Below are 23,275 nucleotides of genomic sequence, written 5' to 3'. Positions count from 1 at the left end.
CCATGGCCGAGGCCGCTCCGACAGCCCCGGGCGAGAAACCCAAGGGGATCGACCCGCATAACGTGAAACATCGCGGCCTGATCATGGCCTCGCTGATGCTCGCGGTGATCATGCAGGTGCTCGACACCACGATCGCGAACGTGGCTCTGCCTGACATGCGTGCCGATCTCGGCGCGTCGCGCGACACGATCAACTGGGTGCTGACATCCTATATCGTGGCCGCCGCGATCGTCACGCCGCTTTCGGGCTGGCTGGCGAACCGCTTCGGTCGACGCGAGATCTTCATGGTCTCGGTCGTGGGCTTCGTGATCTTCTCGATGCTCTGCGGGATTGCCTGGTCGCTCGATGTGATGGTGATCTTCCGCCTGATGCAGGGCGTGTTCGGCGCGGCCATCGTGCCGCTGGCGCAAAACTTCATGCTCGACATCAACCCGCGCGAGCGTCACGGACAGGCAATGGCGATGTTCGGCGCTGGTATCATGCTTGGCCCGATCATCGGGCCGACCCTGGGCGGGTATCTCACCGAGGTGATGAACTGGCGCTGGGTGTTCTACATCAACGTCCCGCTGGGCATGATCGCAATCGCTGGATCGGCCCTATTCCTGCCCGAGACCCCCAAGCGCAAGATCAGCTTCGACTTCTTCGGCTTCGCCGCTCTGGCGATCGGGATCGGCGCGCTTCAGATGATGCTCGATCGCGGCTCGGATCTCGACTGGTTCGCCTCGCGTGAGATCTGGCTCGAACTGGCGCTCGCGGTTTCGGGTTTCTGGATCTTCCTGGTCTGGATCCTCGGCGCGAAGAAGCCCTTCCTCGATCCCCACATGTTCCTCGACCGCAACCTCACGATGGGGCTGCTGTTCATCTTCATCGTCGGGATCATCCTGCTCGCCTCTCTGGCGCTGCTGCCGCCGATGCTGTCGGGGATCTTCGGCTATCCGACACTGACGACGGGGCTCGTGATGTCGCCGCGCGGGGTGGGAGCGATGATCATGATGCTGCTGATCGGGCGGCTGGTAAAATACGTCGACCTGCGCATCCTCGTGGTTCTCGGGCTGTCTCTGACCGCCTATTCGCTGCACATGATGTCGACCTTCTCGCCGGTGATGGGACCGAAATGGATCATCATCTCGGGGGTGATCCAGGGCTTCGGGCTGGGCTCGGTCTTCGTGCCGATCTCGACGCTGACCTTCGCCACGCTCCACCCGGAATATCGCGGCGACGGCACGGCACTCTTCTCGTTGCTGCGCAATATCGGCTCGTCGATCGGGATCTCGATCGTCACGGCGCTGCTGACCCACAATATCGCCGTGAACCACTCCGAGATCGTCTCGGCGATCAATCCGCAGAACCTGCAAGGGCTGATGAGCGGCTCGTCCGCGCTTTCGAAATACGGGTCGGAAGCTGGCTATTACGTGCTCAATTCTCTGGCGAGCGAGCAGGCGGCGATGATCTCTTATCTCGACGATTTCCGATTCATGATGTGGATCACGCTCGCAGCGATTCCGCTCGTCTTCTTCCTGCGCAAGCCCGACTATCAGGGCGGATCGGGAAGCGCCCCGCAAGCCGCTCCGGTCAGCGAGTGAGACAAATGAAAAGGCCCGGGGATCTCCCGGGCCTTTCCAGTTCATGGCCGGCGTGACGCTCAGCTGTGATAGGCGGTTTCGCCATGCGAGGTGAGATCGAGCCCCTGGCGTTCCTCGTCGACGGTGACGCGGATCCCGGTAATCCCCTTGGTGATGTAGATGAGCACGACCGTGCCCACACCCGACCAGACAAGCGTGACGAGCACGGCCTTGATCTGCGCCGCGAGCTGGGCAGCCATGGTGCCGCCCTCGGCCACGAAGCCGGTGCCGCCAAGCGCGGGGGCGCAGAGGATGCCGGTCGCGATCGCGCCGACGATGCCGCCCACGCCATGTACGCCAAACGCGTCGAGGCTGTCGTCATACTTGAATTTCGACTTGATCGTGGTGACGAAGAAGAAGCAGATCGGCGAGACGATCAGGCCAAGGACGATCGCTCCGACCGGACCGGTGGTGCCGCAGGCCGGGGTGATCGCGACGAGGCCGGCCACCATGCCCGAAGCCGCGCCGAGACCCGAGGCCTTGCCACGCGCCAGACCTTCGACCAGCGACCAGGAGACCACTGCCGCGGCCGTTGCGACGAAAGTGTTGAGCATCGCCAGAGTCGCGTTCGAGGTCGCCTCGAGGTTCGAACCCGCGTTGAAGCCGAACCAGCCCACCCAGAGCATCGCAGCACCCGCCATGGTCAGGGTCATCGAGTGCGGCGCCATGTTCTCCTTGCCAAAGCCGATGCGCGGCCCGAGCACCAGCGCCCACATCAGGCCCGCGATACCCGCATTGATATGCACCACGGTGCCGCCCGCGAAGTCGATTGCGCCCCAGTTGAAGATCAGGCCCGCGCCATCCCAGACCATATGGGCGATCGGGAAATAGATGAAGGTGACCCAGAGGATCACGAAAAGCACGATCCCGGTGAACTTCGCCCGCTCGGCAAAGGCTCCCACGATCAGCGCCGGGGTGATTGCGGCGAAGGTCATCTGGAAGGCGATGAAGACATATTCAGGCAGGACGACGCCATCGGTGAAGGTGGCGGCAGTCGAATCCATCGTGACGCCCGCGAGGAAGAGCTTGCCCAAGCCTCCCCAGAACGGCGAGGTTCCGCCGCCGAAGGCGAAGGAATACCCCCAGAGCACCCAGACGATCATCACCACCGAGGCAATGATCGTCGTCTGCATCAGAACCGAGAGCATGTTCTTTGCGCGTACGAGCCCACCATAGAACAGCGCGAGCCCCGGAATGATCATGAACAGCACGAGCAGCGAGGAGGTCATCATCCAGGCGACGTCGCCCTTGTCGATGACCTCGGTGGGCGCGGCGGCGTCCTGTGCGAGGGCCGGAAGCCCGGCAAGGGCGAGCAGCGCGGCGATCCCTGCGAGTTTGGTGAATTTGTTCATCTGTCTGTCTTTCCCCAATCGCGTTTCAGAGCGCGTCGTCATTGGTTTCGCCGGTCCGCACACGCACAGCCTGCGCGACGTCGAGAACGAAGATCTTGCCGTCGCCGATCTTGTCGGTCTTGGCAGTCTTGGTGATCGTCGCGATCACCTCGTCGACGAGCCCATCGGCCACGACGATCTCGAGTTTGACCTTCGGCACGAAATTCACGGCATATTCGGCGCCGCGATAGATTTCGGTGTGGCCCGACTGGGCGCCGAAACCCTTGATCTCGGTTACCATCATCCCGCGCACGCCGATGGTGGTGAGCGCTTCGCGCACCTCCTCGAGCTTGAACGGCTTGATTGCTGCAATGATGAGTTTCACGTGATGTCCTTCCCCTGTTCAGCCGGTCGCGATGCCCTATCGCTACGTCAGCTAGCTTGATCAGAAGGCGCAAGCGCAGGTGAATCGACAAGAAACTGCTGAAAGCCGAGCGCGCGGCACAGATCACGTGAAGGTAATGCGGTCAAAATTGCGGCAACTTGCTCGCTTTTTCATCGACCTGGAAAGTCGAGGCTTCCGCGATCACCCATATGAAAAGGCCCGGGGCAATCCCCGGGCCTTTCCTGATGGCATGAGCTCAGGCTCAGTTGGTGAATTCCGGATAGGCTTCCATCCCGAGTTCCGCCTTGTCGAGACCCATCATCTCGTCTTCGGCCGGAGCGCGAATGCCCATGGTAGCCTTCAGGATGAACCAGATGACAGCCGAGACCACGAAGACGAAGATGCCGACGGTGATGATCGAGACGATCTGGCCGTAGAAGGTGCCGTCCGAGTTGGTGATCGGAACTGCCAGGGTGCCCCAGATACCCGCGCCGAGGTGCACCGGGATGGCGCCGACGACGTCGTCGATCTTCAGCTTGTCGAGGAACGGAACCAGCAGGACCACGATGATGCCGCCGATGGCACCGATGAGGGTCGCCGCACCGAGGCTCGGGGTCAGCGGTTCAGCGGTGATCGAGACCAGACCGGCCAGCGCGCCGTTGAGCACCATGGTGAGGTCGGGCTTCTTGTAGAGAAGCTGGGTCAGGATCAGAGCCGCGATCGCGCCACCGGCAGCCGCCGTGTTGGTGTTGGCGAAGATGCGCGAGATGTCAGCGACGTTGCCCACGGTGTTCATGTAGAGCTGCGAACCGCCGTTGAAGCCGAACCAGCCGAGCCAAAGGATGAAGGTACCGAGCGTGGCGAGCGTCAGGTTCGAACCGGGCATAGCCTGGACCTTGCCGTCCTTGTACTTGCCGATACGCGGGCCGAGGATCAGAGCGCCAGCGAGAGCCGCCCAGCCACCGACCGAGTGCACGACGGTCGAGCCGGCGAAGTCGAGGAAGCCGAAGTTCGCGTCCAGGAAGCCACCGCCCCATTTCCACGATGCCTGGATCGGGTAGATGAAGCCCGTCAGGATCACGGTGAAGATCAGGAACGGCCACAGCTTGATGCGCTCGGCCAGGGTGCCCGAAACGATCGAGGCAGTGGTCGCGCAGAACATCAGCTGGAAGAAGAAGTCCGAACCGACCGAAGCATAGGTCAGGTCAACCGCATCCGCGCCGACGCCCACGGGCTCGAGCGAGGTGGTCGAGAACGCACCGAGCACGCCGTCGATCGACCAGCCGTCACCCGGATACATCAGGTTGTAGCCGATCAGGTAATACATGATCGCCGCGATCGCGAAGAGCGCGATGTTCTTGAGCGACTGCATGGTCACGTTCTTCGAACGCACCAGGCCCGCTTCGAGCATGGAGAAACCCGCGCCCATCCACATCACCAGGAAACCGGTGACGAGGAACATGAAGGTGTTGAGGATGAAGCCGATTTCGTTGGCCGGCGGATCCATCGCGGCCGGAACGGCATCCTGCGCCAGCGCCGGCAGGGCCACGGCGGTCATCGCAACCGCAAGGCCAGTGATTTTCGAAAGGTTTTTCATGGTTCTGATTTTCCCCTGTCGCGTCTCAGAGCGCATCATCATTGGTTTCGCCGGTCCGCACGCGCACAGCTTGCGCGACGTCGAGAACGAAGATCTTGCCGTCGCCGATCTTGTCGGTCTTGGCGGCCTTGAGGATCGTGTCGACAACCTCATCGGCGAGCCCGTCGGCCACGACGATCTCGAGTTTGACCTTCGGCACGAAATTCACGGCGTATTCGGCACCGCGATAGATTTCGGTGTGGCCCGACTGGGCGCCGAAACCCTTGATCTCGGTTACCATCATCCCGCGCACGCCGATGGTGGTGAGCGCTTCGCGCACCTCCTCGAGCTTGAACGGCTTGATTGCTGCAATGATGAGTTTCACCTGACATCCCTTCCTTGGTTCAGCCCTTTGGGCACCGATTGGAACCGGCACCATACGGCGTCAGAAAGCCCGCTACGCTGCAGCCGCACAAGGAATCGGAGCATTCACGGCCCCTCTCGGCCTCGTGATGGCGCCCATTTTTTATACATTTTGTGCATCGTGCATAATTTTTAAGCTATTTGAGAAGCCGAATCGTGAATTTATCCGGGTCCACATCCTCTGGTCGCACGTGTAAATTGCGCGCAACGAAAACCGAGGCAGCGGATCAGGCAGATGAGTCAGAAGGGCGGGCGGCGCGGGTCGCTGGTGGCCGACAAGCGCTATTCTTCGTCGAAGCAGGCGTCCCCGAAAGCGGCCCCCAAGCCGCGCAAGACCCGTGCGAAGAAGCCGCGGCCGCCGCGGCGTCACGGCCCGATCGTCGGGACGATCCTGGGGCTGGCCCGGCTGATCTGGCGGATCGTCTGGGGGTTCGGCTGGCGGATCGCGATGATCGTGGCGCTCGTGGTGGGCGCGGCGACGCTCTATTTCTATTCGACGCTGCCCGATTACACGCAGCTCCTCGACGGGCGCACGCGGGGCTCGGTCACGATGCTCGACGATGAGGGCAAGGTCTTCGCGTGGCGCGGAGAGACGTTCGGCGGCCAAATCGACGCGAAGAACGTCTCGCCCTGGCTGCGCGATGCCGTGGTCGCGACCGAGGACCGACGCTTCTACAATCATTTCGGCATCTCGCCGCGCGGCATCGCCTCGGCCATCGCGATCAACCTGCGCGCCGGTCGCGGGCCCTTCGACGGCAACGGCGGCTCGACCATTACCCAGCAGACCGCGAAACTTCTGTGCCTTGGTGTGACCTTCGACCCGAAGGGATGGAAGAACGAGGCGGCCTACGAGGATGACTGCCGCTCGGGCGGGCTCCGGCGCAAGATCAAGGAAGTGCCCTACGCCTTCGCGCTGGAACTGAAATACTCCAAAGATCAGATCCTCTCGATCTATCTCAACCGCGCCTATCTCGGCGCCGGTGCGCGTGGTTTCGAAGCCGCCTCCGAGCGCTACTTCGGCATTTCGGCAGCGAATTTGGACCCGCAGCAGGCGGCGATGCTTGCGGGCCTGCTGAAGGCTCCGACCCGTTACGCCCCCACCAACGACCTCAAACGCTCGCAGGATCGGGCCGAGACGGTGCTGATGCTGATGCATGAGCAGGGCTTCCTGACCGACCGGCAATATCTCGACGCGCGCAACAACCCCGCGACGCTCAGCCAGGCGGCCCAGAAACGCGCGGGCGGCTATTTCGCCGACTGGATCATGGACACGATCCCCGACTTCCTGTCGCGCGACACCACAGAGGACGTGGTGATCAAGACCACGCTCGACCAGCGCATCCAGTCCGCCGCCGAAGAGGCGATGCAGAGTGTCTTCGACAACAAGGTCAAGAAAGACAGCGATGCCGAGGCCGCGATCGTCGTGATGTCGGCTGACGGCGCCGTACGTGGCATGGTGGGTGGGCGCGCGACCAAGGTCACCGGCGCCTTCAACCACGCCACGATGGCCCAACGCCAGAGCGGCTCGACCTTCAAGCCCTTCGTCTATGCGACCGCGCTCGATCTTGGCTATACGCCCGATTCGATGGTGGACGACGCGCCGCTGACCGTGAAGATGCCGGGCTCGCCCGACTGGACCCCGCGCAATTACGAACGCAGTTATATGGGGCCGATCACGCTCACGACGGCGCTGGAGCATTCGGTCAACGTAGCGACGGTGCGCGTATCCGAAGCGGTTGGGCGCGAGAATGTCATCAAGGTCGCGGAAGGGTTCGGCTTTGCGCAGAACCTGCCGAACCTGCCCTCGGTGGCGCTCGGTGTCGGGGAATCGGACCTGCTCGACATGACGGGCGCTTATGCGGGCATCCTCAATGGCGGATCCTCGGTGCAACCTTACGGGCTGACCTCGCTGACGCTGAAGGGCGATGACCAGCCTCTGTTCGGCAAGCCCGGCGGGATCGGCGAGCGGGTTATCTCGCAAAAGGCCGCCCGCGAACTCACCTACATGATGCGGCAGGTGGTCCTGGACGGCACAGGACGGCGCGCGAATATCGACGGCTACGATATCGCCGGCAAGACTGGCACCACGCAAAGCGCACGCGATGCCTGGTTCATCGGTTTCACCTCCGATTACGTGGTCGGCGTCTGGATGGGCAATGACGACAACACCCCGCTCAAGGGCGTGACCGGAGGCGGTCTGCCGGCCGAGATCTTCCACGAGACGATGAAGCGTGTGCTCGACGGCCAGCCGGCGAAGCCGCTGCCCGCGGCGAACCCCGCGGAATGGCAGAGCCAGACCCAGCAATATCCCGGTCAGACCCAGAGCGCGGGCGGAGCGGCCCCTGCCGAGCCCCGGCGCCAGCGCCGCAACCCCTCGGATTCGATCCTGAAAGAGCTTCTGGGGATCTTCGGCGCGAACTGAACGGCCACTCCCGGGCCCTCGGCTCGGGAGCGGCCCGCTCAGTGCGGATCAGCCCGCCGTCTTGAGATCCTGGATCAGCAGGTCGATATTGCCGCGGCGGCGGTCGAGCATGGCACCGATTTCGGCGCGTTCCGAGGCAAGCATGTTCACGCCTTCTACGATCAGGTTGAAAAACTTGTCCGAGCCTGACCGGTCCGACACCTGCCAAAGCACTTCGAAGGGCGCCTGTCCGGGCAGGATCGCGGTGGTCTTCACCTCGTAGAAGCTCTTCACCGGGCGCGCGCCCTGAATCTGGAACACCGCGCCCTGAAACTCGCGGAAACGCTTGCCGTACTTGCGCGAGAGGTAGCCTTGAAATGCGCGCGTGAAAGCCGTCATCTGCGCGGTACTCGCACTGCGCGCGGCAATGCCCAGAGCAGATCGCGCAATCACGTTCACATCGGCGTATTTCGAAAAGATGCGCTCGAACATTGCGTAGAGCGTGGGCCCGGTCTTGCCCGACGCGATCGCCGCATTCACATCGTTGACGGCGCGCTGGATCAGCGCCTTGGCCTGCGCATCGCTCAACGCAAGCGCTGGCCCCGGCACTGCCGCTGCCGCTAGGCCTGCGACGCCAAGGCCCAGGACCGTCCGTCTATTGCAGCGCCGGGTCGTCATAGGGATCGTAGGCATAGGCATCGTTCGTCTCCTCACCATTGAGTTCGAACCGGCGGTTCTGCAAATAGAGCAACCGGCCCTGCGCATAACTGTCGGCACTGTCATAGAGCACCGAATCGATCGTCGCGCTGTAAATCCGGCGCTTGGCGAAATGACCGCCGAGCCGCAGCGCGGAAGCTGCCACACGCTCCTTCTCGGGCAGCGCGTTGAGCGGGTTGATCACGAAATCCACCACCATCCCGAGCGCGTCGCGCTCGGTCGACGGGCCGACGAAGGGCAGCTCGACATAGGCGCCTTCGCCCACCCCCCAGACATGCAGCGTCTCGCCGAAATCGGTGTCTGTCTCGGGCAGCGAGAAGCTCGAACCTGCCGGATCGAAGATACCGCCAAGACCGAGCGTCGAGTTGATCACGAACCGGAAAGTGTTCTTGATCGCAGGCTCGGGACGACCCTGAAGGAGCGAATTCACCACCTTGCCGGGAAGGCTGAGGTTGTTGCCGACATTGTACAGCGTGCGAGCGACAGGGCCTGCGCCTTGATCGTCATCGCCGCGGAAGAAGGCCGCATCCACGGATTTGTTGAATTCGTGAGTCTGCCGGTTCGAGGCCTCATAGGGGTCGTTGATCCCGGTCTCGCGCGGCCCGGGCCCACAGGCCGCGAGCGCCAGCAAGGTCATGCCCGCCAGTGCCATCACGACACGGCGCGCGTGCCCACTGGCACGTCCGCCCATCTCGTCACTTGCTCCGGCCTTACTCAAAGTTCCGCTCCCAACGACATGCGTCAGTGTCGAAGACATAATACCGATACCCCCTCGCCGCAACGAATTGACGCCGCGAATTGAGGAGTTCCTCAGCCCCGGCGATCGAGGACCCCGAGCCGATTTACGGCAAATTCACCTCTGCGCGCCACTCTGCCCCGGCCATGCGCACTGCCGCAGAAGAAGAATCATCGCCGCGAGGAACGAACCATGCCGATCGTCACCCGTGAAGAGCCCGCCTCGCGAGGCCGCCTGATCCGAACCGGCCAGGCCGAGATTGCCCGACTGCTGCGCGGCGAAGGCAAGAACATCACGCTGGTCGCTCTCTTTGGTGCCCTGGTGAACGTGCTCATGTTGACCGGCCCGCTTTTCATGCTTCAGGTCTATGACAGGGTGCTGCCGGCCCACTCGTTGCCGACATTGATCAACCTCTTCGCGCTCGTGGTCTTTCTCTTCGCGATGATGGGCACGCTCGACTGGGCGCGCGGGCGGTTGCTTGCCCGTCTGGGAGCCGATTTCCAGACCCGGCTGGAAAAGCGCGTCTTCGACGCGTCAATCCGCAGCGCGACAGACCCCAACAGCGAGATCACCGCCCACAACGCGTTGCGTGACCTCGAGGCGATCCAGCGGTACTACGGTTCGCCGGTTTCGCAGGCCCGGTTCGATCTGCCCTGGACGCCGCTCTATCTCGGGGTGCTCTTCGTCTTCCATCCCTGGCTCGGCTGGCTGGCGACGGCGGGCGGCGCATTGCTCGTGCTGCTGTCGGCGCTGACGCAACATTTCACCCGCCACCGTCTTGGCGATGCCAGCCGGCTCGAAACCGCATCGCGGCGCCTCGCCGATACCTTGCTGAAAGATATCGAGACTGTCACCGCGATGGGGATGCGAGACACCGGATTTGCCCGCTGGCGCGATTCGCGTCATCGCGCGATGGCCGCATCGATCCGGGCCACCGATCTCAGCGGCAGTTTCCATTCATTGACCCGCACGCTGCGGATGCTGCTGCAATCCACGATGCTCGCGCTCGGGGCCTATCTCGTTCTCAAGTCCGAGGTCACGCCGGGCGCGATGGTCGCGAGTTCGATCCTGATGGGACGCGCCCTCGCCCCCGTCGAGCAATTGATTGGCGGATGGACAGTCTGGAGCGGCGCGCGAGATGCCCGTCATCGCCTCAGCCTGCTTCTGGGCGCCATGCCCGTGACAGAGCGCCGGACCGAACTCGCACCCCCCGCGGCGCGACTCTCGGTCGAGGATATTTCGGTCACGATTCAGGGCGCCAGCCGCCCGTCGCTCGACACGATAAGCTTCACGCTCGAACCCGGCGAAGCGTTGGGCGTCATCGGGCCTGCGGGATCGGGGAAAACGACGCTCGCGCGCGCGCTGTGCAACAATCAAACCCTCAACTCGGGCGAGATCCTGCTCGATGAGGTATGTCTCCATCAATACGACCCCGACCGTCTCGCCCGTCACATCGGTTATCTGCCGCAGCGCGTGACTTTCTTCGAGGGAACCCTTGCGGAAAACATCGCGCGGCTGGATCGCGATCCCGATCCCGCCCAGGTGATCGAGGCGGCAAGGCGCGCCGGCGCGCATCGGATGATCCTCGATCTGCCCAATGGCTACGATACCAGGATTGACCTTCATGACAGCGTGCTCTCGGACCGCCAGCGTCAACAGATCGCGCTTGCTCGTGCGCTCTATTGCGACCCGGTGATCCTGCTACTCGACGAGCCAGACCTTAATCTCACCAGCGATTCCGGCACCGCCCTGAACGCCTCGATTCGGGACCTTAAATCGCGCGACGGCGCGGTGATCGTGATGGCCAACAGTCCCGCGGCTCTCGCGGAATGCGATCGCGTGCTCGTGCTTGACCATGGCGTCAAACGGATCTTGGGGCCACGAGATGACATCTTGCGGCGCCTCATCACCTCGGCCAACCGCGCACAGCCTGCACTCAAGAAAAGAGGCGCGGCATGACCGACAAGACCGAGAGCCATGTGCCCGCCTCAGACGTGCGTCCGAGCGCCGAATCCAAACGCCTCCCGACCCTGATCGGCGTCACCGCTATCAGCCTGTTGCTTGCAGGTTTCGGGACGTGGCTCCTCTCGGCGCGACTGGCAGGCACGGTCGAGGCGAGCGGCCGGGTCGAAGTCGACAAGAACCGACAGATCGTTCAGCATCCAGATGGCGGGGTGGTTCAAAGACTGCTGGTGAAAAGCGGCGACCGCGTTGAAAAGGGTCAAGTTCTCTTGCAGCTCGAGTCGGATGAAAAAAAATCCGAACTTGCCATCGTCGAGGCATCCTATCTGGAACTCCTCGCCCGTCGCGCCCGCCTCACCGCCGAGCGTGAGAATTCCAAGACGATAAGCTTTCCGGCGCGCCTCACCGGGACCGCACTGCTCCGTCCGGAATTCGCCCGACTGATGGCGGGACAAAACGCCCTGTTCGAAGCCCGCAGCCTGAGTTTCACTCAGCAGCGCGCCCATATTTCGATGCAGGTGCGCGAGATTGAAACCCAAGGCGCAGGCATCGAAGCGCAGATTGCGGCGCTTCGGCGACAAACCGAACTCATAGAGCAAGAGCTCGTCGCGCAACGAAGCCTGCGTGACCGGGGACTGGCCCAGGCAAGCCGCGTCCTTGCGCTCGAGCGCGAAAGCGCATCACTCGAAGGTCGCATGGGCGCGCTCAAATCTCAGCGCGCGCTGATCACGGTCCAACGCGGCGAGGTCCTTCTCGCGGCGACACGTCTGGTCCTGCAACGTCGGGAATCCGTCGAAGCGGAGCTCGAGGAAACGCGGGCGCGGGTCCTCGAACTCGCCGAGCGAGAACAGCGACTGCGCCAGTTGATCGCGAGGCGTGACCTGCGCGCACCGACAAGCGGCATCGTCCATGAGGTCATGGTTTCAGGCGATCACGCGGTGCTGCGTCCGGCAGAGCCGGTGCTCTCCATCATCGAGCAGGACCGGCCGCTCGTCATCATGGCGCGGCTTGCTCCAATCAATGTCGACGATGTCAGTCCCGGGCAGATCGCGACTTTGCGTTTCCCCGGCCTTTCCTCGCGCAGCTCGACGGACCTGACGGGCGAATTGACGCGGATCTCGCCCGATATCGTTTCCGACGCGACAACCGGGGCGACCTATTACCAGATCGAGATCGCCTTCGACATGGTACAGATGGAAGAATCGCATCGACGCCACCTGCTTCCCGGCATGCCTGCGGAAGTGTTTCTTCGCACTGCGAACATTTCTCCGCTTCACTACTTGCTGAGCCCGTTCCTGTCTTTCTTCGCGGGAGAACACGGGCCGACCTGACCCTCAAAGCCGGTCGAGCAAAGATTTCGTCGGCCATCCGTCGGCAGGCAGTCCGAGGCGCATCTGGGCAGCTTGCACCGCAGGACGTGTCTTCGCCCCGAGGATCCCGTCAATCTTGCCAACATCGTAACCCATTTTTGCAAGTTTCGTCTGCAACAGCTTGATTTGCGCAGGGCTCAATCCGCGATCGGGCGCTCCAGACTGGACCCTTGCAGCACCCTCCAGGCGGGTCGCGAAATATGCCGCTGAGGTCACATAGACAAAGCTTTTGTTCCATTCGAAAAGAATACGAAAATTGGGATAAGCCATGAAGGCAGGCCCCTTCCGCCCCATCGGCAGAAGAACGGATCCACGCATGCCGCGCGCCAGAGTGCCTTCGCGGGCCTTCACCCCCATCGCCACCCACTCGCTCGTCGAAAGCTCCGTCTCAAGACCGGTTTTCGCCCAATCGAGAGAGGCGGGGAGGATGATTTCCTGCATCCAAGCTTCTCCCGGTCGCCAACCGAGATCCCTCAGCATCTTGGCGCCGGACATCAACGCATCGGACGCGGAGGCCTTCAACCGCACATGACCGTCGCCATCCCCGTCGACTCCATTTCGCAAGATGTCATCGGGCAACATCTGAACCTGCCCGATTTCACCGGCCCAGGCCCCCGTCGTGCGCTGCGGATCGAAATCGCCACGCCGATAGAGTTCAGCGGCGGCAATGACTTGCGGACGAAACAGCTCGGGGCGACGGCAATCATGCGCGAGCGTGAGCAGCGCATTGCGCGTGTTGAAATCCCCTTGCACCGCGCCGTAATCGGTCTCAAGCGCCCAGAACGCCAGAAGCAGCCCGCGCGAAACGCCATAATCACGCTCGATCCGATCGAACGTCGCAGCATATCGCTTGGCATTGCGCGCGCCGTTCACCATCCGGTTCTGGCTGATCACGGCTCCGGCGAAGTCGAGGAAATTTTTCTGGAAGACACCCTGCGCCCGATCAGCCCGCAGTACTTTCGGATCCTGCCGGGCCCCCGCAAGAAACCCATCAACCTCGCGCGCGCTGAGACCCGCGGCCCGAAGCTCGGCCCGGATATCCGTCAGGAATGCGGACCAGCTGCCACCGCATTGTGCTTGGGCAAGGGACGGCGCGACCGACAGGAGTGCAATCAGAAACAGGCGGCGCATGGTAACCTCCGCAACACTTGACCCGATCACGCTAACGCCAGGCCATATAAGCCGCAACCACCCAAGCCGTTGCAATTTCAGCACTCTTTGCACATGCGGCATGGAACCGGCCGAAAGGTTAACTTGCTTTTTACGTTAACGTGATCAGCATCGGGCTTGGGGAAGCTGCTGGAGGTTGCCATGGAATTCCTGCCCAAAGAGGTGCTCGAAGGGCTGCGCGCGGCGCAAAAACGCGAAGCTGCGAAGAACGCGCGGCTGCGTGTTCTCGCGGACGGGCAAATCTGGCCTGTGCTGCGCCGTTTCAAGGGCGGCTTCGCGCTCGATGCCGACCAGGTGACCACGCTGCGTGGACATGTCGATCTCTATGACGGCCCCGAGCATATCGCGACCTGCCTGATCGTCGCCTCAGAAATCCAGGGGCGAGAGCTGATCTGCACGGTCAAGCGCGAAACCGCCGTGAGCGACCGTGCAGCGCTCGATTTCGCTCGGGAAGGCCCTCGGATCGCAGGCTATCTGCCCGAAATGTAGGCCAAGGCGCAGGAAGGCCGAAAACGCCGGGATCGCACCGGCGTTTTCTTATTGCAGGTCGACGAATGCCTTTTGCAGACGCTCGACCGCCTCGACCACACGAGCCCTCGGCGTCGCGAGGTTGAAGCGAAGAAAATTCTCGCCGCCGGAACCGAAGGTATCGCCATGGTTGGCGGCGATCTTGGCTTCCTTCTCCACCCGGCGCGTGAATTCCGCCGGCGTCATGCCGGTCCCGGAAAAATCGACCCAGGCGAGATATGTCGCTTCAAGCGGCATCGATCGGAGCCCAGGCACCGCGTTCACACCCGCATCAAAAATCTTTCTGTTTTCATCGAGATAAGTCACGAGCGCGTCGATCCAGGCGGCACCTTCCGGACTGTAGGCCGCCGTCGCCATCTTGATGCCAAAGCTGTTTGGGGCGATCCCGAGCGCGGCCATCCGAGCGCCAAACCGGGAGCGCAGCTCCGGATCGGCGATGATGACATTGCCCGAATGGGTGCCCGCGATGTTGAAGCTCTTGGTGGTCGCACTCAGCATGACGACAGGCTGGTCCGGCGCGGCGACGGCCATCGGCAGATGCGCTTGCCCCGGCATCACAAGATCATGGTGGATTTCGTCCGAGACCAGAACGAGCCCATGGCGCTTGGCGAAGGCGGCCGTCGCCTCCAGCTCGGCCCGGCTCCAGACACGGCCGCCAGGATTATGCGGCGAGCACAGGATCAACATGGTTTCCGCCCCGGTCATCAAATCGTCCCAGGCGTCGAAGTCCATCTCGTAACGACCGTTTTTCAGAACGAGCTGGCATTCCCGCACCTCGCGACCCGAGGCTTTGATGATACGCGCGAAAGCATGGTAAACCGGGGTCATCAGCACCACTGCATCGCCAGGCTGGGTGAAGGCGTCGACGCACATCGCCGTCCCGTTCACCAAACCATGCGTGGTGAAGATGGAATCCGGCGACACCTCCCAGCCGTGCCGCTCGCGCATCCACCAGCCGATCGCCGCGCGGTAATCGCTTTCGTCGCCCCAGTAACCGTAGACCCCATGCGCGACCATCTCTTCAAGCGCCGACTGCACGCATGCGGGCGGACGAAAATCCATATCGGCCACCCACATCGAGATCCCTTCCTCGGGCGAGACACCGTAGCGCTCTTCCATCACGTCCCATTTCATCGAATGGGTGCCTACGCGGTCGATCATCTCGTCGAAATCGGGTTTGCTCATCGTCGCCTCTTGCTTGCAGATCGAGCGCATCAGAGCAAAAGCCCTGCCGGGATACAAATGGCGATTTGTCCCGGGCACAATGGCGCGCCCATTGCGCAAAGGGGCGGCTTCGCCTAAATCCCCCTCCATGACGCTACGACCGATCCTGATCCATCCCGACCCGCGCCTGAAGAAGGTGTGCGATCCGGTACCCGAAGTGACCGACGAGATCCGCAAGCTCGCCGACGACATGCTCGCGACCATGTATGACGCGCCCGGCATCGGTCTGGCGGCTCCGCAGGTCGGCGTGATGAAGCGCGTCTTCGTGATGGATTGCGTCAAGGAGAAGGACGCGGCGCCCGAGCCGATGGTCTTGATCAACCCCGAGGTGACGTGGGGCTCCGAGGAGACGAACGTCTACGAGGAAGGCTGCCTTTCGATCCCCGAGCAATATGCCGAGGTGACGCGCCCGGCCGAGGTGCGGATGCGCTGGCTTGGCCTTGACGGTCAAACCCATGAGGAGCAGTTCGACGGGCTTTGGGCGACCTGCGCCCAGCACGAGTTCGACCACCTCAACGGCAAGCTCTTCATCGATTATCTGGGCCCGATGAAACGCAAGATGATCACCCGGAAGATGGAAAAGCTGAAGCGCGAGCGTGCCCGCAGCGGTGCTGCGAAGGACCCGATCCTCTGATGGCCGTGCGCTCCTTCATTCCCTACGATGACCGCCGCCTGCATCGCCCCGCCGAGCCGGTCGAGGCGATCACCGAGACTGTGCGGATGATCTGGGACGACATGATCGAGACGATGGATGCAATGCCCGGCGTCGGTCTGGCCGCGCCGCAGATCGGGATCATGATGCGTCTTGCCGTGGTCGATGCCTCCGAAAAGCGCGGTCAGGCGGTGCGGATGGCCAACCCCGAGGTGCTTCACGCGTCGATCCAGATGCGCAAACATGACGAGGCCTCGCCGAACCTGCCCGGCGTCTTCGCCCCGATCGAACGCCCGCGCGCAGTGACGGTGCGGTTTCTCAACGAGGATGGCGAGATGGAAGACCGCGATTTCGTGGGTCTTTGGGCGACCTCCGTTCAGCACCAGATCGACCACTTGAACGGCAAGGTCTATGTCGACCACCTCTCGCCGCTGCGCCGCAAGATGCTGGTTCAGAAATCGAAGAAGCTCCACAAGAGCTGAGGAGGGCAGATGCGCGTCATCTTCATGGGCACGCCGGAATTTTCCGTTCCCGTTCTCGAGGCTCTGGCTGCTGAACACGACATCGTCGCGGTCTATTCTCAGCCGCCACGTCCGGCGGGTCGCGGCAAAAAGGACCGCCCCTCGCCGGTACACGCGAAGGCGGCCGAACTTGGGCTTGAGGTGCGCACGCCCCTCAACTTCAAATCCGCCGAAGATCGCGAAGCTTTCGCGGCGCTCGACGCCGACATTGCCGTGGTCGTGGCCTACGGGCTGATCCTGCCGCAAGCCATTCTCGACGCGCCCGCGAAGGGTTGCCTGAACATTCACGCCTCGCTGTTGCCGCGCTGGCGCGGCGCGGCCCCGATCCACCGCGCGATCATGGCAGGCGATACCGAGACCGGGATCTGCATCATGCAGATGGAGGCGGGCCTCGACACCGGCCCGGTTCTGCTGCGCGAGGCGATCCCGATTGGCGCTACCGAGACGACCGGCGAGCTGCATGACCGGCTAAGCGCGATGGGTGCGCGGCTGATCGTTGAGGCTTTGGCGCGGATCGATTCACTCATCGCCGAGCCGCAACCCGAAGCCGGCGTGACCTATGCCGCGAAGATCGACAAAGCCGAGGCGCGGATCGACTGGTCCCGCCCCGCCGGCGATCTCGTGCGCCATATCAACGGGCTCTCGCCCTTTCCAGGCGCCTGGTGCGAGGTGGGTGGCGAACGCATCAAATTGCTGCGCGCCGAATTGGCCCCCGGCAGTGGCGAACCCGGAACCCTCCTCAGCGGCTTCACCATCGCCTGCGGCAGTGGCGCGCTTGACGTCCTCGAAGCCCAGCGCCCGGGCAAGCGCCCGATGGAAACTGCGGAAATCCTGCGCGGGCTGACCCTGCCCGCGCGTCTCGACTGAGGATTCCCACCGAGTCTCGAGGGTCAGAAATAACTTCTGACCAGCGCCCCCGACAGCAGTACCCACCCGTCAGCCACCACGAAGAACGCGAGCTTGAAGGGCAACGCGACCACGGCGGGCGGCACCATCATCATACCCATCGACATCAACACGGCCGAGACCACCAGGTCGATGATCAGGAAGGGCAGGTAGACGAGAAAGCCGATCTGAAAGGCGCGCGTAATTTCCGAGAGCATGAAAGACGGCACCAGCGTCGAAAGCGGCGCGGCGGTCATGTCCCCGTCATAGGGAGCGCTTTCGCGCAAGGCGGTGAGCGATGAAAACGTGTCGGGATTCGTGCGGTTGGCCATGAAAGCGCGAAACGGTTCTATTCCGCGTGAAAACGCTTCCCGCCAGTCGATCGTACCTTCGACGAGCGGCTGGCCCGCGACACTCCAGCTCTCGAGAAAAACCGGTTCCATGATGAACCAGGTGAGGAACAGCGCGAGACTGACGATCAGCATATTGGGCGGCGATTGCTGTAACCCGATTGCCTGACGCAGTATCGACAGGACCGTGACGATGAAGGGAAAAGCCGTCACCATGATCGCGAGCCCGGGTGCGAGGCTCAGCAACGTGATGGCCGCGATGATCAGGAGAGAGCGTCCCGCGAGGCTTTCACCATCACCGAGCGACAGGGTGATATCCTGCGCCACCGTGGGCATCGCCGAAAGCATGAGGGTTAATGAGGCCAACCCGCAGAGAGAAGCGACGTAAGCGGGGCGGATGACGCGCATCTCACAGCCCGTTTTGCAGATCGGCCACCTCGGTCAGGCGGACGGCCAGCTTTCCGGCCTCGCCTTCCACCTCGGTCAACTCACCCCGGGCAATCAGCTTGTCGCCGACATAGAGCTCGACCGGGTCATCCACCTGGCGATCAAGCGGCAGCACCGCGTCGCGCTTGAGACGCAGCAGATCGCGCACGAGCGGACGCGCCTTGCCCACGGAGATCGTGATCTCGATCGGCACTTGCGTGAAGGGATTGTTCGCGGGGGTGTCGGTTTGGGCCGGGTCAGACATCGGTCTCGTCCTTCAGGTCGGCGTTGAAATAGGTCGTCACGGCATTCGAGATCGCTGCGACCACCGCATCGAGATCGATCCGCGTCTCGCTTTCGGAAAAGCGCAGGTAGACTTGCCCCTCGCCAAGGGTCTGCTCGGCAACGAAGCTGAGCGGAAGTTCCGTCTTGTGCGCCACAATTCCCTCGATCTGGGACAGCGCGACAGGGTTTGCGGTGACCACGATCGGCACCGAGGTGAGGCCCTCGGCCACCGGCATGAGCTGCTCAACCACCACACCCGCGAGGCTGTCATGCGCGAGCTGCGGCAGAAGTTTCTCGCAAATCTCGAACAGGAGCGGGCGCAGCGCATCAAGCATCTCGGCGCGTGCCTCGTGATAGGTGAAGGAGAGAGCCTGAAGGTTCTGGCCAAGATCAGAGTGAAGCCGCGCCGTCTCGGCATTCTGGGCCGCAACCGCATCGTCCCATCCCGCCTGGTATCCGGTCTCGAACGCGGAGAGTTTGGCTTCCTCAAATGCGGCGGCATCCAGAGCAAGTTCCTGTTCCTCCGTCTCTTCAGCTTCGAAGGATTCGAGCGTCACCCGCCCGCTCATCGCGCCTTCTCCCCAGACTCATCCATCCAACTGCGCAAGATCTCCACCGTTTCGGCCTGACGCTCCTCGATCATCTTCTTGAGCCTTTCGACCGGGTCTGCCGGACGTTCAAAATCGAAATCGGTATCGCCTGCCATCGACAGGTCTCCGATATTGAAGTCGGACACGACCTGCATGTTCATCTCCGGCATGTCATCCTCGGCGATCTCGCCCGTCAGCGCGGCACTCGATCCCGCCGCCATTTCGGGTGACGGCAATCCGTTCAACGCCAGCTCTCGCCTTTGCATCAGGAGCGGGCGCGCGACGAAGAGACCGAGGACGATCACGACTATCGCCAGAAGTGCGATTTGAATGATCTGGGTGAAATCCAACGCCATCGCACCGAACCTGCCCCCCCCGGCGGCAGTGCCAAGTTCTGGCAATGGCTCGAACTGCATCGAGCGCAGGGTGATGACATCGCCGCGCGCTTCGTCGAACCCCACCGCCGAGGCAACAAGCTCTCGCAGGTCCGCCAGCTCTGCCTCTGGGCGCGGCTGCCAACTCGTCGTGCCATCCACCGCGGGAACCGTCACCCCATCGACGAGCACAGCGACACTCAACCGTTTGATTGCGCCCGGCGTCCGAAGCAGTTCGCGCCGGGTTTCCGACACCTCGTAATTCGTCCGAGCGCGCGTCTCGCTCGACTGGCTTTGCGACTTGCCTCCATCGCCTGCCGCGTTTTCCGGCAGATTCGACGCCACGGTCACTGCGCCGGGCCGGGTTGCGTCCGAGGTCTTGGTATTTTCCTGCGTGTCCGTCGAAATCGCGACACGGCCATCGGGATCAAAGCGCCGCTCGGTAATCGCCTCGCGTTCGGTGACGGTTTCGAGGGCAAGCTCGACCACCGCATTGCCCGGTCCGACACGGGCTTCCAGCAATCGCTCGACATTTTGCTTGAGAGCCGCCGCCCGATCCTGTCCAGCCGCCTGCTCCGCGGGGTCGTCCGCGGCCGGGATCAGGCCTGCGGAGGTATCGATCACCGAGACATCGTCAGGGGTCATTCCGGTCACCGCGGAGGCCACGAGAAAGCGCAGCGCGTTGGCCTGGGCCCGGCTGATCGCCCCCCCGGCGGTCGTTACCGTCACCGATGCCGTCGGCTCGAGCTCCTTGCGGAAAGGCTGGTTGGTCGGGTGCGCAATATGCACCCGGGCACTGCGAATGGCGGAAGAGGCGGCGATGGTTCGCGCCAATTCCCCCTCTTTCGCGCGCCAATATGCAGCATCGAACATCTGCGAGGTCGTACCGAAACCTGATAGCGAATCGAGCAGTTCATAGCCCGCAGCCCCGTTCGCTGGCAGCCCCTGCGCGGCCAACGCCATCCGCAACTCGTCGCGCCGCGGCGCTTCGACGAAGATCGAATCACCGCGCACCTCATAGGGTACCCCGCGTTGCTCGAGCGCGGAGATCACCTCGCCCGATTCCGCACCGCCCAGCCCCGCATACAACAGCGCCATCGTGGGTTTCGAGGCGATCGCGGAGATCGCTAAGAGCGTTGCGATCATGGCGATTCCCGCCACGACCGCCATTATCCGCTTGCGCATATCTAGGGCCTGCCAGGCGCCGGTAAGCTGTTGCAAGACGAACCTCCTCTGAGCGGGCTTCTGCCTCTTCGTCCCGGTCACTTTCCTGCATTGCGCTTAACAATCGGTTAGTCGGTTTCGGGCTATGCCGGTCGTGTCGAAGAGATTGGTGAGACGATGACGGACGCGCTGGCCGGGGAAGAGGAGCTTCCCAAAAAGAAATCGAAACTGCCGCTGATGATCGGGCTCCTTCTGATGCTCGCGCTTGGTGGGGGCGGGTTCTATGCGGTCTATTCCGGTCTCGTTCTCACACCGCATTCCGGAAACGCGAGCCATGGCGAGGGCGGTCCCACGCCCGAGCCGGACGCTTTGCCCGCGATCGCCTACGTAGCGCTCGATCCGCTTACGATCTCACTTAACGGTTCGGGGGCGCGGCACCTGCGCTTCGTGGCGCAACTCGAGGTTTCACAGGCAGTTCAAAACGACGTCGAGCTTTTGAAGCCGCGCGTGATGGATGTGCTCAACGGCTATTTGCGTGCGGTCAATGTGAAGCTCCTCGAAGATCCGGCGGCAATGATGCGCCTACGCGCGCAAATGCTGCGGCGGATCCAGATCGTGACCGGCGATGGCCGTGTCCGTGACCTTCTGATCATCGAATTCGTGCTTAATTGATGGAGGCCCCGATGCAACTCCTCGCAGATCTCATCTCCACGCTCGCAGCCATTGCGGCCGCAGGCTATTGCCTTGTTCTCGCGCGGCGGCTCAAGCGGTTCAACCAGCTTGAAACCGGGATGGGCGGGGCGATTGCGGTGCTCTCGGCTCAGGTCGATGACATGACCCGCGCGCTTGAACGGGCTCAAGCCACCGCAACGCATTCGGAGACGCAGCTTCGCGCCTTGACGGAGCGCGCGGAAAACGGGGCCGAGAAGCTCGAGCTGATGCTCGCAGCACTCCACGATCTGCCCGAAGAGGATGAACCCAGGCGGCGGGTTGTCCGCAGGCGGCATCGCCACGAGGCCATGGAGGCCGCGGAATGAGCGGCAAGGCTTCTGCCCGAAAATCGCGCAGCGCTCGCAGACGTTGGCTCGGGCGCGGCGTGTTGTGGATGATTGCCGGCCTGTTTTTCCTATCGGGCACTCTGCGCGTCGTCGAAACCGGCGGTCTCGCCAGCGCCACCGAGACGACGAATACCGAGGCGCGCCCCACCACCCCCGAAACGCTGGACTGTCCTTCCGAGCCAGGCCTGATGACATTGCTGGCCGATCTCAAAGCGCGAGAGGCAAAGCTCGTAGAACAGGAAGGCCTGCTGAGAGATCGTCGCAACGCGATATCGCTTGCCGAAGTGCGCCTCGAAAGCCGCCTTCAGGATCTCATCGCCGCCGAACAGGCGCTTGCGAAGACGGTCGCGATCGCGGATGGCGCTGCCGACGAGGATGTGACGCGGCTCGTCGCTCTTTACGAAAACATGAAACCGAAACAGGCCGCACCGCTCTTCGAGGAGATGGCACCTGATTTCGCCGCCGGGTTCCTAGGTCGCATGCGCCCCGATGCGGCTGCGGCCGTCATGGAAAGCCTCGACCCCCAAAAAGCCTACGCTATCAGTGTCTTGATGGCGGGGCGCAATGCCGGGGCTCCGCGCGATTAAGGATATTGGTCATTTCTTAAACCGAATCTGCGACCGTCTCCCGACATAACTCTGAGAGGCATCCATGATTGGCATCATCGGCATCGTGATCATCTTTGCGATGGTCTTCGGCGGGTACGTCGCGGCCGGTGGCAAGATGGGGATCATCCTCAAATCGCTGCCCTTCGAGATGATCATGATCGGCGGTGCCGCGGTTGGGGCGTTCATTCTCTCGAACGACATGGCCGCAATCAAGCACACCCTCAAGGACGTCGGCAAAGTCTTCAAAGGGCCGAAATGGAAGCCCGCCGATTACCGCGACCTGCTATGTCTTCTGTTTGAATTGATCCGCCTCGCGCGCCAGAACCCGGTTGCGATCGAGGAACATATTGAGGCTCCCGACGCCTCCTCGATCTTCGCTAAATACCCAAAAATCCTGAATGATCACGAAGCCACCGACATCATCTGTGACACGATGCGTTCCGCCTCGATGAATTACGACGACCCAATTCAGGTGGAAGAGGTGCTCGATAAGCAGTTGGAGGCCAATTACCATCACGCGATGCATTCGAGCCACGCGATGCAGTCGATCGCCGACGCCATGCCCGCACTTGGAATCGTTGCGGCAGTCCTCGGCGTGATCAAGACGATGGGATCCATCGACCAGCCACCTGAAATCCTGGGGAAGATGATCGGTGGCGCGCTCGTGGGGACCTTTCTGGGCGTTTTCATCGCCTATGGTTTCATCGCCCCCTTCGCCGCTCGGATGAAATCGGTGATCGATGAGGACAGTCACTTCTACAAACTGATCCGTGAGGTTCTGGTCGCCAATCTTCACAACCACGCCACCAATATCTGTATCGAAGTCGGGCGGCAGAACACCCCGCATCACATTCGGCCGAGTTTTGCGGATCTCGAAGACGCGCTGAAAACGGTTAAATCGGAGGTGGCATGATAGG

At 62.5% G+C, this 23,275-nt stretch carries 24 protein-coding genes; 12 read left to right on the top strand and 12 right to left on the bottom strand.

The features are described 5' to 3' along the window. Positions 1–2 precede the first annotated feature (2 nt). Complete coding sequence (locus BMI90_RS06090; protein WP_078527086.1) at positions 3–1,583, top strand: DHA2 family efflux MFS transporter permease subunit; 1,581 nt, start codon at positions 3–5, stop codon at positions 1,581–1,583. 59 nt (positions 1,584–1,642) lie between these two features. Here BMI90_RS06090 and BMI90_RS06085 read toward each other — a convergent pair whose 3' ends face one another. The 4 genes from BMI90_RS06085 to BMI90_RS06070 all read right to left on the bottom strand — a co-directional run bounded on the left by BMI90_RS06085 (position 1,643) and on the right by BMI90_RS06070 (position 5,299). Then, on the bottom strand, positions 1,643–2,974 hold the full coding sequence (locus tag BMI90_RS06085) for an ammonium transporter (RefSeq protein ID WP_078527084.1): 1,332 nt from the start codon (positions 2,972–2,974) through the stop codon (positions 1,643–1,645). Positions 2,975–2,999: 25 nt separating this feature from the next. Beyond that, the gene (locus BMI90_RS06080) at positions 3,000–3,338 is read right to left on the bottom strand and encodes a P-II family nitrogen regulator (RefSeq protein ID WP_078527082.1); all 339 of its coding nucleotides are present in this window, start codon (positions 3,336–3,338) and stop codon (positions 3,000–3,002) included. Between the two features lie 262 nt (positions 3,339–3,600). Beyond that, positions 3,601–4,935, bottom strand: coding sequence for an ammonium transporter (locus tag BMI90_RS06075; protein WP_245794983.1), 1,335 nt, complete (start codon positions 4,933–4,935; stop codon positions 3,601–3,603). 25 nt (positions 4,936–4,960) lie between these two features. Next, on the bottom strand, positions 4,961–5,299 hold the full coding sequence (locus BMI90_RS06070; protein ID WP_038076009.1) for a P-II family nitrogen regulator: 339 nt from the start codon (positions 5,297–5,299) through the stop codon (positions 4,961–4,963). 273 nt (positions 5,300–5,572) lie between these two features. Here BMI90_RS06070 and BMI90_RS06065 point away from each other — a divergent pair, with 273 nt between their 5' ends. Further along, complete coding sequence (locus tag BMI90_RS06065) at positions 5,573–7,759, top strand: transglycosylase domain-containing protein (protein WP_078527078.1); 2,187 nt, start codon at positions 5,573–5,575, stop codon at positions 7,757–7,759. A gap of 48 nt (positions 7,760–7,807) precedes the next feature. Here BMI90_RS06065 and BMI90_RS06060 read toward each other — a convergent pair whose 3' ends face one another. Next, a complete protein-coding gene (locus BMI90_RS06060; RefSeq protein WP_146671227.1) occupies positions 7,808–8,431 on the bottom strand; it encodes an ABC transporter substrate-binding protein in 624 nt (207 codons plus the stop codon). Beyond that, complete coding sequence (locus tag BMI90_RS06055; RefSeq protein WP_245794982.1) at positions 8,394–9,173, bottom strand: VacJ family lipoprotein; 780 nt, start codon at positions 9,171–9,173, stop codon at positions 8,394–8,396. Before BMI90_RS06055 ends, BMI90_RS06060 begins: the two co-directional genes overlap by 38 nt. Positions 9,174–9,383: 210 nt before the next feature. On the opposite strand from BMI90_RS06055, the gene BMI90_RS06050 reads away from it, so the two are divergent. After that, positions 9,384–11,150 carry a type I secretion system permease/ATPase gene (locus tag BMI90_RS06050; RefSeq protein ID WP_078527061.1) on the top strand — a complete coding sequence of 589 codons (1,767 nt, stop codon included), beginning with the start codon at positions 9,384–9,386 and terminating at the stop codon, positions 11,148–11,150. After that, positions 11,147–12,484: an HlyD family type I secretion periplasmic adaptor subunit gene (locus BMI90_RS06045; protein ID WP_078527059.1), complete on the top strand. Its 1,338-nt coding sequence runs from the start codon at positions 11,147–11,149 to the stop codon at positions 12,482–12,484. The genes BMI90_RS06050 and BMI90_RS06045 overlap by 4 nt, the downstream gene beginning before the upstream one ends. A gap of 3 nt (positions 12,485–12,487) precedes the next feature. Here BMI90_RS06045 and BMI90_RS06040 read toward each other — a convergent pair whose 3' ends face one another. Next, complete coding sequence (locus BMI90_RS06040) at positions 12,488–13,654, bottom strand: lytic murein transglycosylase (RefSeq protein ID WP_078527057.1); 1,167 nt, start codon at positions 13,652–13,654, stop codon at positions 12,488–12,490. A 180-nt stretch (positions 13,655–13,834) separates the two neighbouring features. On the opposite strand from BMI90_RS06040, the gene BMI90_RS06035 reads away from it, so the two are divergent. Next, positions 13,835–14,182 carry a hypothetical protein gene (locus BMI90_RS06035; RefSeq protein ID WP_078527054.1) on the top strand — a complete coding sequence of 116 codons (348 nt, stop codon included), beginning with the start codon at positions 13,835–13,837 and terminating at the stop codon, positions 14,180–14,182. A gap of 48 nt (positions 14,183–14,230) precedes the next feature. Here BMI90_RS06035 and BMI90_RS06030 read toward each other — a convergent pair whose 3' ends face one another. Next, entirely contained in the window at positions 14,231–15,406 is a 1,176-nt protein-coding gene (locus tag BMI90_RS06030) for a MalY/PatB family protein (RefSeq protein ID WP_078527270.1), read from the bottom strand. A gap of 127 nt (positions 15,407–15,533) precedes the next feature. Between BMI90_RS06030 and def (BMI90_RS06025) the strand changes: the two genes are divergently transcribed. Genes def (BMI90_RS06025) through fmt form a run of 3 tightly spaced genes read left to right on the top strand, consistent with a single transcriptional unit; the run spans position 15,534 to position 17,485 of the window. Then, positions 15,534–16,079: a peptide deformylase gene (def, locus tag BMI90_RS06025; protein ID WP_078527053.1), complete on the top strand. Its 546-nt coding sequence runs from the start codon at positions 15,534–15,536 to the stop codon at positions 16,077–16,079. After that, a complete protein-coding gene (def, locus tag BMI90_RS06020) occupies positions 16,079–16,579 on the top strand; it encodes a peptide deformylase (protein ID WP_078527051.1) in 501 nt (166 codons plus the stop codon). Before def (BMI90_RS06025) ends, def (BMI90_RS06020) begins: the two co-directional genes overlap by 1 nt. A gap of 9 nt (positions 16,580–16,588) precedes the next feature. Next, entirely contained in the window at positions 16,589–17,485 is an 897-nt protein-coding gene (fmt, locus tag BMI90_RS06015) for a methionyl-tRNA formyltransferase (protein ID WP_078527049.1), read from the top strand. Positions 17,486–17,508: 23 nt separating this feature from the next. Here fmt and fliP read toward each other — a convergent pair whose 3' ends face one another. The 4 genes from fliP to fliF are packed head-to-tail and all read right to left on the bottom strand — an operon-like array spanning position 17,509 to position 20,749. Next, on the bottom strand, positions 17,509–18,261 hold the full coding sequence (gene fliP, locus BMI90_RS06010; protein ID WP_078527047.1) for a flagellar type III secretion system pore protein FliP: 753 nt from the start codon (positions 18,259–18,261) through the stop codon (positions 17,509–17,511). 1 nt (position 18,262) lies between these two features. Continuing rightward, the gene (locus BMI90_RS06005) at positions 18,263–18,544 is read right to left on the bottom strand and encodes a FliM/FliN family flagellar motor switch protein (RefSeq protein WP_078527045.1); all 282 of its coding nucleotides are present in this window, start codon (positions 18,542–18,544) and stop codon (positions 18,263–18,265) included. Then, on the bottom strand, positions 18,537–19,133 hold the full coding sequence (locus BMI90_RS06000) for a hypothetical protein (RefSeq protein ID WP_078527043.1): 597 nt from the start codon (positions 19,131–19,133) through the stop codon (positions 18,537–18,539). The genes BMI90_RS06005 and BMI90_RS06000 overlap by 8 nt, the downstream gene beginning before the upstream one ends. Continuing rightward, positions 19,130–20,749, bottom strand: coding sequence for a flagellar basal-body MS-ring/collar protein FliF (fliF, locus tag BMI90_RS05995; RefSeq protein WP_146671214.1), 1,620 nt, complete (start codon positions 20,747–20,749; stop codon positions 19,130–19,132). Before fliF ends, BMI90_RS06000 begins: the two co-directional genes overlap by 4 nt. Before the next feature lie 120 nt (positions 20,750–20,869). Between fliF and BMI90_RS05990 the strand changes: the two genes are divergently transcribed. From BMI90_RS05990 to motA, 4 genes are all read left to right on the top strand, one after another. Continuing rightward, entirely contained in the window at positions 20,870–21,364 is a 495-nt protein-coding gene (locus tag BMI90_RS05990; protein WP_078527039.1) for a flagellar basal body-associated FliL family protein, read from the top strand. 11 nt (positions 21,365–21,375) lie between these two features. Further along, positions 21,376–21,729, top strand: a complete 354-nt coding sequence (locus BMI90_RS05985) for a hypothetical protein (RefSeq protein WP_078527036.1) — start codon at positions 21,376–21,378, stop codon at positions 21,727–21,729. Beyond that, the gene (locus BMI90_RS05980; RefSeq protein ID WP_078527034.1) at positions 21,726–22,337 is read left to right on the top strand and encodes a hypothetical protein; all 612 of its coding nucleotides are present in this window, start codon (positions 21,726–21,728) and stop codon (positions 22,335–22,337) included. The genes BMI90_RS05985 and BMI90_RS05980 overlap by 4 nt, the downstream gene beginning before the upstream one ends. A gap of 64 nt (positions 22,338–22,401) precedes the next feature. Beyond that, positions 22,402–23,271, top strand: a complete 870-nt coding sequence (gene motA, locus BMI90_RS05975) for a flagellar motor stator protein MotA (RefSeq protein WP_078527032.1) — start codon at positions 22,402–22,404, stop codon at positions 23,269–23,271. Positions 23,272–23,275: the final 4 nt, after the last annotated feature.

The organism is Thioclava sp. L04-15, from assembly GCF_002020275.1.
In the GTDB taxonomy this organism is placed as follows: domain Bacteria; phylum Pseudomonadota; class Alphaproteobacteria; order Rhodobacterales; family Rhodobacteraceae; genus Thioclava; species Thioclava marina.
Note: the sequence above shows the minus strand (reverse complement) of the source record. Positions and strands in the feature narration are given on the sequence as shown.

Excerpts from the sequence above, each read along its gene's own strand:
- BMI90_RS06090 (WP_078527086.1), top strand. The coding sequence starts at position 3 with ATGGCCGAGGCCGCTCCGACAGCCCCGGGCGAGAAACCCAAGGGGATC.
- BMI90_RS06085 (WP_078527084.1), bottom strand. The coding sequence starts at position 2,974 with ATGAACAAATTCACCAAACTCGCAGGGATCGCCGCGCTGCTCGCCCTT.
- BMI90_RS06075 (WP_245794983.1), bottom strand. The coding sequence starts at position 4,935 with ATGAAAAACCTTTCGAAAATCACTGGCCTTGCGGTTGCGATGACCGCC.
- BMI90_RS06065 (WP_078527078.1), top strand. The coding sequence starts at position 5,573 with ATGAGTCAGAAGGGCGGGCGGCGCGGGTCGCTGGTGGCCGACAAGCGC.
- BMI90_RS06060 (WP_146671227.1), bottom strand. The coding sequence starts at position 8,431 with ATGCCTACGATCCCTATGACGACCCGGCGCTGCAATAGACGGACGGTC.
- BMI90_RS06050 (WP_078527061.1), top strand. The coding sequence starts at position 9,384 with ATGCCGATCGTCACCCGTGAAGAGCCCGCCTCGCGAGGCCGCCTGATC.
- BMI90_RS06045 (WP_078527059.1), top strand. The coding sequence starts at position 11,147 with ATGACCGACAAGACCGAGAGCCATGTGCCCGCCTCAGACGTGCGTCCG.
- BMI90_RS06040 (WP_078527057.1), bottom strand. The coding sequence starts at position 13,654 with ATGCGCCGCCTGTTTCTGATTGCACTCCTGTCGGTCGCGCCGTCCCTT.
- BMI90_RS06035 (WP_078527054.1), top strand. The coding sequence starts at position 13,835 with ATGGAATTCCTGCCCAAAGAGGTGCTCGAAGGGCTGCGCGCGGCGCAA.
- BMI90_RS06030 (WP_078527270.1), bottom strand. The coding sequence starts at position 15,406 with ATGAGCAAACCCGATTTCGACGAGATGATCGACCGCGTAGGCACCCAT.
- def (WP_078527053.1), top strand. The coding sequence starts at position 15,534 with ATGACGCTACGACCGATCCTGATCCATCCCGACCCGCGCCTGAAGAAG.
- def (WP_078527051.1), top strand. The coding sequence starts at position 16,079 with ATGGCCGTGCGCTCCTTCATTCCCTACGATGACCGCCGCCTGCATCGC.
- fmt (WP_078527049.1), top strand. The coding sequence starts at position 16,589 with ATGCGCGTCATCTTCATGGGCACGCCGGAATTTTCCGTTCCCGTTCTC.
- fliP (WP_078527047.1), bottom strand. The coding sequence starts at position 18,261 with ATGCGCGTCATCCGCCCCGCTTACGTCGCTTCTCTCTGCGGGTTGGCC.
- BMI90_RS06005 (WP_078527045.1), bottom strand. The coding sequence starts at position 18,544 with ATGTCTGACCCGGCCCAAACCGACACCCCCGCGAACAATCCCTTCACG.
- BMI90_RS06000 (WP_078527043.1), bottom strand. The coding sequence starts at position 19,133 with ATGAGCGGGCGGGTGACGCTCGAATCCTTCGAAGCTGAAGAGACGGAG.
- BMI90_RS05990 (WP_078527039.1), top strand. The coding sequence starts at position 20,870 with ATGACGGACGCGCTGGCCGGGGAAGAGGAGCTTCCCAAAAAGAAATCG.
- BMI90_RS05985 (WP_078527036.1), top strand. The coding sequence starts at position 21,376 with ATGCAACTCCTCGCAGATCTCATCTCCACGCTCGCAGCCATTGCGGCC.
- BMI90_RS05980 (WP_078527034.1), top strand. The coding sequence starts at position 21,726 with ATGAGCGGCAAGGCTTCTGCCCGAAAATCGCGCAGCGCTCGCAGACGT.
- motA (WP_078527032.1), top strand. The coding sequence starts at position 22,402 with ATGATTGGCATCATCGGCATCGTGATCATCTTTGCGATGGTCTTCGGC.